Raw genomic sequence first — 11,701 nt, 5'->3', positions numbered from 1 at the left:
CGGAATCTCCTGACCTGCGGTCAACAACGCGTGCCCGCGCCCGCCGCGACCAGGTTCGGGCGACCGGACGTGCGATCGCCTCGATCGACCGGCTCTTCGAGGCGTCCGGCGCCACCGCGCTCAATAACGACGCTCCGGTGCAACGGTTCTGGCGTGATGCCCATGCCGGCCGGGTGCACGCGGCCAACGACCCCGAGCGGGCTTACCTGATCTTCGGCAACAACGAGTTCGGATTGCCGCCGCAGGACACGATGGTTTAACGGGACGGCCTGATGACCTCATACATCCAGGAGACCGAGCAGCAGGTCGAGGTCACCTTCGAATCGACGTCGCGCTACGCTCAGGTCCGAGAGGACATGCGGCTGCACTACCACGAAGCCGGTATCGGGCACTCCGAGACGGTGGTGCTGCTGCACGGCGGCGGCCCGGGGGCGTCGAGCTGGTCGAACTTCTCGAAGAACATCGCGGTGCTCGCCAAGCACTTCCACGTCATCGCCGTCGACCAGCCCGGCTACGGACACTCCGACAAGCACACCGAACACGAGCAGTACAACCGCTACAGCGCGACCGCTCTGCTGAACTTGTTCGACCACCTCGACATCGAACGTGCTGCGCTGGTGGGCAATTCGCTCGGTGGCGGCACCGCGGTACGGTTCGCGCTCGACAACCCCAAGCGGGCCGGCCGGCTCGTCCTGATGGGACCCGGTGGGCTGTCGGTCAACCTGTTCTCGCCCGACCCGACCGAGGGCGTCAAGCTGCTGGGCAAGTTCGCCGCCGAGCCGACCCGCGAGAACATCGAGAAGTTCCTGCGGATCATGGTCTTCGACCAGAACCTCATCACGCCCGAGCTGATCGACGAGCGGTTCGAGATCGCGAGCCAGCCGGAATCGTTGGCGGCGACGCGCGCGATGGGGAAGTCGTTCGCCGGTGCCGATTTCGAGCTCGGCATGATGTGGCGCGAGGTGTACAAGCTGCGCCAGCCGGTCCTGTTGATCTGGGGCCGCGAGGACCGGGTCAACCCGCTCGACGGCGCCTTGGTCGCGCTCAAGCAGATTCCGCGCGTGCAGCTGCACGTGTTCGGGCAGTGCGGGCACTGGGCGCAGCTCGAGAAGTTCGACGAATTCAACAAGCTGACTGTCGATTTCCTCGGGGGAGGCCGATCATGACTCTCAAATCCCTTGGCTACCTTAGGATCGAGGCCACCGACGTCGCGGCCTGGCGGGAATACGGCCTCAAGGTGCTCGGCATGGTCGAAGGCTCAGGGCAGACCGAGGGTGCGCTCTATCTGCGGATGGACGAGTTCCCGGCCCGGCTGGTGATCATCCCGGGCGAGCGCGACCGGCTGCTGCAGTCCGGCTGGGAGACCGCCAACGCGGCAGAGCTGCAGGACATCCGCAACCGGCTCGACGTCGAAGGTGTGCCCTACAAGGAGGCCACCGCCGCCGAGCTCGCTGAGCGCCGGGTCGACGAGATGATCCGCTTCGACGACCCGTCGGGCAACACTCTGGAGGTGTTCCACGGTGTCGCGCTCGAGCACCGCCGCGTCGTCAGCCCGTACGGACACAAGTTCATCACCGAGGATCAGGGTCTGGGCCACGTGGTCCTCACCACCCGCGACGACGCCGAGTCGCTGCACTTCTACCGCGACGTGCTCGGCTTCTACCTGCGCGACTCGATGCGGTTGCCGCCCCAGCTGGTCGGCAGGCCGGCCGACGGTGCGCCGGCGTGGCTGCGCTTCTTCGGGGTCAATCCGCGTCACCACAGCCTCGCGTTCATGCCGGGCGAGACGCCGAGCGGCATCGTGCATCTGATGGTCGAGGTCGGCAATTCCGACGATGTGGGCCTGTGCCTGGACCGTGCGCTGCGCCGCAAGGTGCCGATGTCGGCGACATTGGGCCGCCACGTCAACGACAAGATGTTGTCGTTCTACATGAAGACGCCCGGCGGCTTCGACGTCGAGTTCGGTTGCGAGGGACTGCAGGTCGACAACGACGACTGGGTCGCGCGGGAGAGCACCGCGGTCAGCCTCTGGGGCCACGACTTCAGCATCGGCTTCACGAGCTAGTGTCAGCCGAGCCGATCGACCCGCGGACCTTCCGCAACGTCCTGGGGCAGTTCTGCACCGGCATCACGGTGATCACCACGGTGCACGACGGTGCGCCGGTCGGATTCGCCTGCCAGTCGTTCGCCGCGCTGTCCCTGGACCCGCCGCTCGTACTCTTCTGCCCGACGAAGATGTCGCGGTCATGGCAGGCGATCGAAGCCAGCGGTCATTTCTGCGTCAACGTCCTGCATGAGAACCAGAAGGACGTGTCGGCGCGGTTCGGCTCCAAGGAGCCGGACAAGTTCGCCGAAATCGACTGGCAGCCATCGGAACTCGGCTCACCGGTGATCGAGGGCACGCTGGCGCACATCGATTGCTCCGTGCACTCGGTGCACGACGGAGGTGACCACTTCGTCGTGTTCGGCTCGGTGCATTCGCTCTCGGACACTCCGCACCGCAAGCCCCGCCCGTTGTTGTTCTACCAAGGTCAGTACACCGGCATCGAACCGGACAAGAACACGCCCGCCCAGTGGCGCGACGACCTCGAGGCTTTCCTCACGACAACCACCGACGACACCTGGCTCTGACCACCGGCCGATTCTCGTTGCCGAGTTCGGATCCCTCTGAGGCCAAATATCGCTTGAGCCCGTCCTTTTCGACACCATACGGTGCGCGCGACCGCTGACATTCGCGCGCTCACACCGGACATGGGAGCACAGGTGACGGACACCATCGACGCCAAGGAGTTGGGCCAACCGGGTTCGCGAACCCGGTTGCGGGGATCGCTCGGCGTAGCAAGCATCGTGTTCATCGTCGTCGCGGCGGCGGCACCGCTGGGTGTCATCGGCGGCACGGCCCCACTGGGCATCGCGCTGGGCAACGGCAGTGGCTTCGCTTTGAGCTACCTCGTCGTGACGGTGATCCTGCTCCTGTTCGCCGTCGGGTTCACCGCGGCGACTCCTCATGTTCGGCAGGCCGGCGCCTTCTACTCGTATGTCGAGAAGGGGCTGGGTCGATCGGCTGGGCTGGCAGCGGCGTTCGTGGCCCTGGTCGCTTACGTGACGATCGAGATCGGACAGTACGGGCTGATTGGACCGGGTATCTCCGCAGTGTCGACGTCGTTCGGCGTCCCGGAGATACCTTGGTGGGCAGGCGGAATCGTGGTGTTCGGCATCGTCACGTTCCTGGCATACCGGAACATCAACCTGTCGTCGAAGATCCTGGCCGTCCTGCTGATCTCGGAGTTGTTGATCGTGTTGATCTTCGACGCGTTCGTCGTGTTCGGAGGGCACACCCCTGAGGGTCTGTCGCGGGTTATCTACAGCCCGGTGGAGTTCCTGCAGGGCTCGGTCGCGGTCGGGCTGCTGCTGGCGTTCCTGAGCTTCCTCGGTTTCGAGGCCACCGCGATCTTCCGCGACGAGGCCAAAGACCCCGATCGGACCATTCCACGTGCCACCTACATCGCGCTGCTGTTGGTCGGTGCGTTCTACGCCGTGTCCGCGTGGGCGTTGGTGAGCGCCTATGGCGACGCGTCGATATTGCAGAGCGCACAAGACCACCCGGGATCGCTGTTCAGCGACGCGGTGCACGCCTACGTCGGCCGCGTCGGTGAACATGCGGGCCTGATCCTTTTCGTCACAAGCGAATTCGCCTGCATTCTGTCCTTCCGCAATATCGCGTCGCGGTACTTCTTCGCGCTCGGCGCGCGCGGTGTCCTCCCCACAGTCCTGGGCCGTGCCCACGACCGGCATGGCTCACCGCATGCGTCGTCGGTCCTCACGGCGGGACTGGTCGCGCTGGCGATCGCGGTCAGCGCGCTGTTGCAGCTCGACGCGATCACTCAGGTCTACACCTGGTTCGCCGGGTTCGCCGCCGTGGGCATCGTGGTGCTGCTGGTCTTGACCAGTGTCGCGGTCATCGTGCTGTTTCGGCGGCGCGGTGAGCCCGCGACGTCGTGGCGCACCTCGATCGCACCCTCACTCGGCCTCGTCGGTCTGATCGTGGTGCTGCTGCTGGTGGTCCTCAACCTCAACACGCTGACCGGATCCACCGTCGTGTCCGCGATCGTGATCGGCACCCTGGCCGCTGCGGTGTTGGCCGGCGTCCTCACGTCGCGTCGGACCCGGGTGTCCTAAACCCCGCCCAGCAGCGCATCGCGCTGGTCGAGCATCCGAGCGCCGATCGCCTCGACGACGGCGGCGACCTCCGGCCTGCGCAGCGTTTCGGCCCGGGTGACCAGCCAGTACGTCAGCCGCACCGCCACGTCGTCGGGTAGCACGCGAACCAGGTCGTCGTGCCGGTCGGCCATGAAGCACGGCAGCAGGCCGATCCCGGCGGCGGCGCGGGTCGCCTCGACATGCACGAAAACGTTTGTCGACGTGACGGATTCGCGCATCGACGGAGCGAAGCCCGTCGCGACGTCGAGGTCGTCGACCTGCAGCATCGAGTCGATGAAGTACACCAGGGGATAGCGCCCGAGGTCGGCGATGCTGACCGGCACCCCGTGTTCGGCCAGGTAGCCGCGGGCACCGTAGAGGCCGAGACAGTAGTCGCCGAGCCTGATCGCCCGTGCTCGGTGGACCTTGGGTTCACCGACGACCACCTCGACGTCCAGACCGGATCTCTGCTGGGTGGCGGGCCGCGTCGTCGCGACGATCTCGACAGCCACCTTCGGATGCTGACGCTGCACCTGCGCGGCGGCCGGTGCGGCGATGTAGGCGGAGAACCCGTCGGTCGCCGAGATCCGGACGACACCTTCGAGCGCGCGGTCACCCGCAGTGTCGACGGCCAGCGACCGCACCGCGGACTCGATGGCCTCCGCGGCGGCCAACGCGTCGCGGCCCAGGTCGGTGAGTTCCCAACCGCCCGCGCCGCGCGCCAGCACTCGCCCGCCGACCGACGCCTCCAGCGCGGCGATCCGCCGCGAGATCGTGGTGTGGTTGATGCCCAGTTCCTCTGCGGCCGCCTTGTACCGCCCGGACCGACCGACGGCCAACAACACCAGGAGGTCGTCGGCGCTCGGCCGTCGCCCGGGTTGCTGGGCCATTGAAGACGGCACAACTGCATTTTTGCAGATGCCTCCTGCGGTTTTCGCCATTGCGAGCAAGTGGTATCTGCGTGAATACTCACAGGCGTCTGTGCCTGCCATCACAGCCGAAGGAGTGGGCGATGGGTGTCACGAATCCCGCGAATGGGGACGCGCCGGTCACGGCCGGGCTCAAACGTGTCGTCGTCGCCTCGATGGCCGGCACGGTCGTCGAGTGGTACGAGTTCTTCTTGTACGCCACCGCCGCCACGCTGGTGTTCAACAAGGTGTTCTTCGCCGAAGGCACGAGCGAGGCCAGCGGGCTCATCGCGGCGCTGCTGACCTACGCCGTCGGATTCGTCGCGCGTCCCCTCGGCGGAGTGGTGTTCGGCCACTTCGGCGACAAATACGGCCGAAAGAAGCTGCTGCAGTTCGCGATTCTGCTCGTCGGTGCCGTCACGTTCCTGATGGGTTGCCTGCCGACTTACGCGCAGATCGGGGTGTGGGCGCCGATTCTGTTGGTGGTCCTGCGGTTCATGCAGGGCTTCGCGGTGGGCGGCGAATGGGGCGGGGCCGTTCTGCTGGTCGCCGAACACAGCCCCGACGACAAGCGGGCATTCTGGGCCAGCTGGCCGCAGGCGGCGGTGCCCGTCGGCAACATGCTCGCGACCGTCGTGCTGCTGGTGCTGACCAACGCGCTGCCGGATGCGGCGTTTCTGTCCTGGGGCTGGCGGGTGGCGTTCTGGTTGTCGGCGGTGGTCGTGCTGATCGGCTACTACATCCGCACCAAGGTCACTGACGCGCCGATCTTCGTCGCCGCTCAGGAGGAAGTCGAGCGAGTCAAGGCCGTCTCCTACGGCGTGTTCGAAGTGCTGCGGCGTTATCCGCGAGGAGTTTTCACCGCGATGGGGCTGCGGTTCGCGGAGAACATCATGTACTACCTGGTGGTCACGTTCTCGATCGTCTACCTCAAGACACACGTCGGCGCCGACACCGGCGACATCCTGTGGTGGTTGCTCGTTGCCCATGCCGTGCACTTCCTGGTCATCCCGCAGGTGGGCCGGCTCTCAGACCGGTTCGGCAGGCGGCCGGTGTACATCGTCGGCGCGATCGCCGCGGGAACCTGGGGTTTCTTCGCGTTCCCGATGATGAACAGCGGTTCCTACCTGCTGATCTTGGCCGCCATCATCGTCGGGCTGGTCATCCACGCGCTGATGTACTCGCCGCAGCCGGCGATCATGGCCGAGATGTTCCCGACCCGGATGCGGTATTCCGGTGTCTCACTGGGCTATCAGGTGACGTCGATAGTCGCGGGGTCGTTGGCGCCGGCCATCGCCACGTGGCTTCTCGAAGAATATGGGTCGGCCGTGCCGATCGCGCTCTATCTGGCCGGCGCCTCGTTGATCACGTTGGTGGCCGCGCTGTTCACGCGGGAGACGAAGGGGCTCGACCTCAATACTCTCGATGTCGCCGACCGTGACGCACTCGCCAGGGCGGGTGTCGTATGAGCGATCTCGTCGGTCGCACCGCGCTGGTCACCGGCGGCGCCAGTGGGATCGGGGCGGCATGTGCGCGGGCTCTTGCCGCGGCCGGTGCGGTGGTCACCGTCGCCGACCTCGACGAGGACGGGGCAAAGGCGATCGCCGAGGAGATCGGTGGAAAGCCCTGGGCAGTAGACCTTTCCGACGTCGCTGCCCTCGAAACGCTTCGCCTGGAAACCGACATTCTGGTCAACAACGCCGGGGTGCAACACGTCAGCCCGATCGCCGAGTTCCCGCCGGAGCGCTTCCGCTTCATTCTCGCGCTCATGCTCGAGGCGCCGTTCCTGTTGATCCGCGCGGCGCTGCCGCACATGTACGGTATCGAGTTCGGACGCATCATCAACATCTCGTCGGTGCACGGTCTGCGCGCATCGGAGTTCAAAAGCGGCTACGTGACAGCGAAGCACGGGCTGGAGGGCCTCTCGAAAGTCACCGCGCTGGAGGGTGGACCGCACGGGGTGACCAGCAACTGCGTCGACCCCGGCTATGTGCGTACGCCACTGGTGACCAAACAGATCGCCGATCAGGCCCGCACCCACGGCATCGACGAGGATAAGGTCATCGCCGACATTCTGTTGAAGGAGAGCGCAATCAAGCGACTCGTCGAACCCGAAGAAGTTGCGTCACTGGTCACTTGGCTCGCCTCACCGGTGGCGTCCATGGTGACGGGAGCGTCGTACACGATGGACGGGGGATGGAGCGCCCGATGACGACTGCCCCGCAGTGGACGCCCACCGATGCCGACATCGCCGATGCTCGGGTCACCGACTTCGCTCAGTTCGTCCGGGGACGCACCGGAAAGGATCTGGCGGACTACCGATCGCTGTGGGAATGGTCGATCGATGATCCGGGCGCGTTCTGGGCTGCGCTGTGGGACTACTTCGACCTGGGTGAACGTCCGGACACCGTGCTCACGTCCGCCGAAATGCCCGGCGCACAGTGGTTTCCCCGTACGACGCTGAACTATGTGGACCAGGTGGTCCGCAACGCGCGGTCCGATCGCCCCGCAATCGTCTACCTCACCGAGGGTGGAGGGAGGACCGAGGTTTCGTGGTCCGAGTTGCTCAGTCGCACAGCGGAGTTCGCGCATAGGCTGCAGTCCATCGGAGTGACGGCCGGGGACCGGGTCATCGGCTACCTGCCCAACATTCCCGAAGCGGTGATCGCGTTCCTGGCATCGGCCAGCATCGGGGCGGTCTGGAGCGCCTGCGGCCAGGACTACTCGGCGAAGGCGGCGCTCGACCGGCTCGGCCAACTCGAACCCACCGTCCTGGTCACCACCGACGGCTACACCTACGGCGGCAAGTTCCACGACAAAAGCGCTGACATCGCCGTTCTGCAGGACGGTCTGCCGACCCTGCGCGCCACGGTGATGGCGTCGGAACTCACCGGCGCGGCCGACGGTGCTGGCCTGACGACGACGCCGGTCGACTTCGCCCACCCGTTGTGGATTCTGTTCTCCTCCGGCACGACCGGGCTGCCGAAGGGCATGATGCACGGGCACGGCGGTGTCTTGCTCGAGCACCTGAAAGCCATTGCGCTGCAAGCGGATATCGGCCCGGACGACACGTTCTTCTGGTACACCAGCCCGAGTTGGATGATGTGGAATTTCCAAGTCGCGGGGCTCCTCGTGGGGGCGACGATCGTCTGCTATGACGGCAGCCCGAGCGCTCCGCGTACTGACGCGCTGTGGGACCTCGCCGCCGGGGTCAAGGCGACGGTCCTGGGCACCAGCCCGGGTTATGTCCTGGCTTGCGCGAAAGCCGGTGCGGTGCCGGCCAAGGAGCATGATCTGTCGGCGCTGCGCACGGTCGGGATCACCGGTGCATCGCTGCCGCCGTCGTCGTCACTGTGGTTGCGCGACAACGTCGGCGGGCATGTGCAGGTCTCGTCGATCAGCGGCGGCACCGACGTAGTGTCGGCGTTCATCGGCGGCGTTCGGACCGTCCCGGTATGGCCGGGTGAGTTGTCGGCGCCTTATCTCGGGTGCGCGCTGGACTCCTGGGACGAGTCCGGCAAGCCGGTGCGCAACGAGGTCGGCGAACTCGTGATCACCAAGCCGCTGCCCTCGATGCCTGTGGGATTCTGGAATGATCCCGACGGATCTCGTTATCGCGCAGCATACTTCGAGATGTTTCCGGGAGTGTGGCGGCACGGCGACTGGATAACGATCACCGACCGTGGCAGCGTCATCGTGCACGGGCGGTCGGACTCGACCCTGAACCGGCACGGTATCCGGATGGGTAGCGCCGACATCTACCAGGCGGTCGAACGACTGCCCGAGATCGCCGAAGCGTTGATCATCGGTGTCGAACAGCCCGACGGCGGGTACTGGATGCCGCTTTTCGTGGTGCTCGCAAGCGGTACGGAACTGACCGACGACTTGTGTGACCGGGTCAAACAGACCATCCGCGAGGAAGTGTCGCCGCGCCACGTACCCGACGAGATCATCGCGGCGCCGGGCGTTCCGCACACGCGCACCGGCAAGAAACTCGAGGTGCCGATCAAGAAGCTGTTCCAGGGCGCCGACCCGTCTAAGGTGGTCGAGCGCAGCGCCGTCGACGACCCCGACCTGCTGGAGTGGTACGTCCGCCATAAGCGCTGAGTTATCCACAGATTGATTCCGGCCCGCCACCCGCGTCACCCGGGCGTGTCATAATCGAACACGTGTTCGAGGGCGTGGATGAGGCGGGGTTGGTGGCCACCATCGAGGAGGCCGCCCGCGCCGAAGCGTCCGCGGGAGCATTGCGCACGGCGGCGATCGGGGAACTGATGTCGCGCCGCGGTGTCGGCGACAACGATGATCCGCGCGCGTTGTGGGTCTGCGATCCGTGGGCTTCGGCGGCTGCCGAGGTGGCTGCCGCGATGAACATCAGCCATGGCAGGGCCTGCGGACAGATGCGCATCGCCGAAACGCTGCGCGATCGCCTGCCCAAGGTAAGTGCGCTCTTCGCGGCGGGCCGGATCTCCGCCCGCGTGATCGGGGTGCTGACTTGGCGCACCCGGCTGATCGCTGACGAGGCGGTGTGGGCGCTGATGGATAAGGCGCTGGCCGAACGGGTGGACGAGTGGGGACCGATGTCGGAAGACAATCTGCGCACCGACGTGGATGCGCTGCTGCTGCAGTACGACCCCGACGCGGTGATCGCCAGCCAGGCCCGTGCCCGTGGCCGCGACTTCAAAGTCGGGTCCTACGAAGACGAGCACGGCGCCACCTCGGTGTGGGGCAAGCTGCAACCCGCCGACGCCGCGGTTCTCGACCGCAAGGTCGCCGCGATGGTGGCCGGCGTGTGCCCCGACGATCCGCGGTCGGCCGGCGAGCGCCGTTCCGACGCGGCCGGGGCGATTGCCAACGGAAATGATCACCTACCGTGCGCCTGCGGCTCCCCGACTTGCCCGGCGCGCGCGGCCCAGCCCGCCCCCGCGTCGTCGGTGGTGGTGAATGTGTACGCGGACAAGGCAGCCGTCGATGCCGCCCAGTCGACACCGGAGCCGGTCCGCCGCACCGCTGACTGCCGAAATCAGGGCACCGCAGTGCTGTCCGGGGTCGGCGGTACTGAGGTGCTGACCACCCCGATGCTGGCCGCACTGCTCCGGAACGGCGCCACACTGCGACCGCTGGCGGCACCAGTCGAACATCCCGAGCATGGGTATCGGCCATCGGCCAAGCTGGCCCGCCGCATCCGCGCTCGCGACTTGCGCTGCCGCTTTCCGGGGTGCCATCGGCGTGTGGAGTTCTGCGACATCGACCATGTCGTAGCCCACCCGAACGGGGCGACCCATCAATCAAACCTGGCTTGCCTGTGCCGTCTTCACCATCTGCTGAAGACGTTTTGGATCGGGGACTGGTCCTACCTCTTGCGCCCCGACGGCGCAGCGGTATGGACTGCACCGACTGGCCATACCTATGTGACGCATCCGGGTTGTCGAACACTGTTTCCGGGCTGGGACACGACAGCGGCTGACCCCGCACCGCGTGGCGCCGGCCCACCGCGAGGTACGAGCCCACCGAACGACAACCGCGGTCTGAACATGCCGATGCGCACGAGACCGCGATCGGTTGAACGTGCGCAACGCATCAAAGCCGAACGGGCACAGAACTCCTCGGAGTCCCCACCATTTTGACCCGGCGCCGTGAGGGCGGCCTACCGCTGTGCTGCGGTCAACCCAGCCAGTTGCCGAGTCGCTGCAGCGCTTCGGTGATGTCGCTCGTCGGCCCGGCGAACGACAACCGGACGTAGGAACCGCCGCGCACCGGGTCGAAGTCGATGCCCGGTGCGATCGCAACACCCGTGTCGGCGAGCAGCTTCGAACAGAACGACAGTGAGTCGGAGGTCAGGTGCGAGACGTCGGCATACACATAGAAGGCGCCGTCGGTCGGGGCCAGGCGGTCGATGCCGATTGCGCGCAGCCCGTCGAGCAGCAGGCGCCGGTTGGCGGAGTAGTGGTGCAGCAGCGCGTCGGACTCGGAGATCGAGTCCGACGTGAACGCCGCCACCGCGGCGTACTGAGGCAGCACCGGCGGGCAGATGGTGAAGTTGCCGGTCAGCCGGTCGACCGCGCGCTGCAGTTCCTGCGGCACCAGCAGCCAGCCGAGCCGCCAGCCCGTCATCGCGAAGTACTTCGAGAAGCTGTTCACCACAACGGAATCCCGTGACGTCGACCAGGCGCAGCTGACTGCGGGCGCGCCCTCGTACACCAATCCGTGGTACACCTCGTCGCTGATCAGCCGCACTCCGTTCGACGCACACCATGTCGCGATCGCGGCCAGCTCGTCAGGCGGGATCACCGTGCCGGTCGGGTTGGCCGGGCTGGCCACGATGACGCCCCGCACGGGCGGGTCGAGCTCCTCGAGCATCTGCACAGTGGGCTGGAAACGGGTCTCGGGGCCGCAGGGAATCTCGACGACCTCACAGCCGAGCGCCGACAAGATGTTTCGGTAACACGGATAGCCGGGACTGGCGATCGCCACCCGGTCGCCGACGTCGAAACAGGCCAGGAACGTCAACAGGAACCCGCCTGACGAACCCGTCGTGATCACAACATCGTTCGGGTCGACGTGCAGCCCGTGCCGATCCAGATACGCGCCCG

Annotated in this window: 10 protein-coding genes and 1 pseudogene; 9 read left to right on the top strand and 2 right to left on the bottom strand. The window is 66.4% G+C overall.

Going from position 1 to position 11,701, the window contains the following annotated elements:
• From A5663_RS20765 to A5663_RS20745, 5 genes and pseudogenes are all read left to right on the top strand, one after another.
• A pseudogene (locus A5663_RS20765) lies at positions 1-260 on the top strand (flavin-dependent monooxygenase); the annotation flags it as partial.
• 12 nt (positions 261-272) lie between these two features.
• Positions 273-1,166 carry a 4,5:9,10-diseco-3-hydroxy-5,9,17-trioxoandrosta-1(10),2-diene-4-oate hydrolase gene (gene hsaD / locus A5663_RS20760; protein WP_068153616.1) on the top strand — a complete coding sequence of 298 codons (894 nt, stop codon included), beginning with the start codon at positions 273-275 and terminating at the stop codon, positions 1,164-1,166.
• Positions 1,163-2,065, top strand: coding sequence for an iron-dependent extradiol dioxygenase HsaC (gene hsaC, locus A5663_RS20755; RefSeq protein WP_068153615.1), 903 nt, complete (start codon positions 1,163-1,165; stop codon positions 2,063-2,065). Before hsaD ends, hsaC begins: the two co-directional genes overlap by 4 nt.
• Entirely contained in the window at positions 2,065-2,631 is a 567-nt protein-coding gene (gene hsaB, locus A5663_RS20750; RefSeq protein ID WP_068153614.1) for a 3-hydroxy-9,10-secoandrosta-1,3,5(10)-triene-9,17-dione monooxygenase reductase subunit, read from the top strand. Before hsaC ends, hsaB begins: the two co-directional genes overlap by 1 nt.
• 132 nt (positions 2,632-2,763) lie before the next feature.
• Entirely contained in the window at positions 2,764-4,179 is a 1,416-nt protein-coding gene (locus A5663_RS20745; RefSeq protein WP_068153618.1) for an APC family permease, read from the top strand.
• Here the strand turns inward: A5663_RS20745 and A5663_RS20740 are convergent.
• Positions 4,176-5,090 carry a LysR family transcriptional regulator gene (locus A5663_RS20740; RefSeq protein ID WP_231976857.1) on the bottom strand — a complete coding sequence of 305 codons (915 nt, stop codon included), beginning with the start codon at positions 5,088-5,090 and terminating at the stop codon, positions 4,176-4,178. The genes A5663_RS20745 and A5663_RS20740 overlap by 4 nt on opposite strands.
• 122 nt (positions 5,091-5,212) lie before the next feature.
• Here A5663_RS20740 and A5663_RS20735 point away from each other — a divergent pair, with 122 nt between their 5' ends.
• The 4 genes from A5663_RS20735 to A5663_RS20720 all read left to right on the top strand — a co-directional run bounded on the left by A5663_RS20735 (position 5,213) and on the right by A5663_RS20720 (position 10,735).
• Positions 5,213-6,577, top strand: coding sequence for an MFS transporter (locus tag A5663_RS20735; RefSeq protein WP_068153612.1), 1,365 nt, complete (start codon positions 5,213-5,215; stop codon positions 6,575-6,577).
• On the top strand, positions 6,574-7,320 hold the full coding sequence (locus tag A5663_RS20730; RefSeq protein ID WP_068153611.1) for a 3-hydroxybutyrate dehydrogenase: 747 nt from the start codon (positions 6,574-6,576) through the stop codon (positions 7,318-7,320). The genes A5663_RS20735 and A5663_RS20730 overlap by 4 nt, the downstream gene beginning before the upstream one ends.
• Positions 7,317-9,215 carry an acetoacetate--CoA ligase gene (locus A5663_RS20725; protein WP_068153617.1) on the top strand — a complete coding sequence of 633 codons (1,899 nt, stop codon included), beginning with the start codon at positions 7,317-7,319 and terminating at the stop codon, positions 9,213-9,215. Before A5663_RS20730 ends, A5663_RS20725 begins: the two co-directional genes overlap by 4 nt.
• A gap of 62 nt (positions 9,216-9,277) precedes the next feature.
• Positions 9,278-10,735, top strand: a complete 1,458-nt coding sequence (locus A5663_RS20720; RefSeq protein WP_082974294.1) for an HNH endonuclease signature motif containing protein — start codon at positions 9,278-9,280, stop codon at positions 10,733-10,735.
• A 37-nt stretch (positions 10,736-10,772) separates the two neighbouring features.
• Here A5663_RS20720 and A5663_RS20715 read toward each other — a convergent pair.
• Positions 10,773-11,701: aminotransferase class I/II-fold pyridoxal phosphate-dependent enzyme (locus A5663_RS20715; RefSeq protein WP_068153609.1), on the bottom strand; the 929-nt coding region annotated here is incomplete at its 5' end.

It is taken from the genome of Mycobacterium sp. E740 (assembly GCF_001672895.1).
Classification (GTDB): domain Bacteria; phylum Actinomycetota; class Actinomycetes; order Mycobacteriales; family Mycobacteriaceae; genus Mycobacterium.
The sequence above is the reverse complement of the archived record's forward strand: the minus strand, read 5'-3'. Positions and strand labels throughout refer to the sequence as shown.

Bases quoted from the DNA above. Each gene is read 5' to 3' on its own strand.
- A5663_RS20735 (WP_068153612.1), top strand. From the start codon at position 5,213: ATGGGTGTCACGAATCCCGCGAATGGGGACGCGCCGGTCACGGCCGGG.
- A5663_RS20730 (WP_068153611.1), top strand. From the start codon at position 6,574: ATGAGCGATCTCGTCGGTCGCACCGCGCTGGTCACCGGCGGCGCCAGT.
- hsaD (WP_068153616.1), top strand. From the start codon at position 273: ATGACCTCATACATCCAGGAGACCGAGCAGCAGGTCGAGGTCACCTTC.
- A5663_RS20740 (WP_231976857.1), bottom strand. From the start codon at position 5,090: ATGGCCCAGCAACCCGGGCGACGGCCGAGCGCCGACGACCTCCTGGTG.
- hsaC (WP_068153615.1), top strand. From the start codon at position 1,163: ATGACTCTCAAATCCCTTGGCTACCTTAGGATCGAGGCCACCGACGTC.
- A5663_RS20725 (WP_068153617.1), top strand. From the start codon at position 7,317: ATGACGACTGCCCCGCAGTGGACGCCCACCGATGCCGACATCGCCGAT.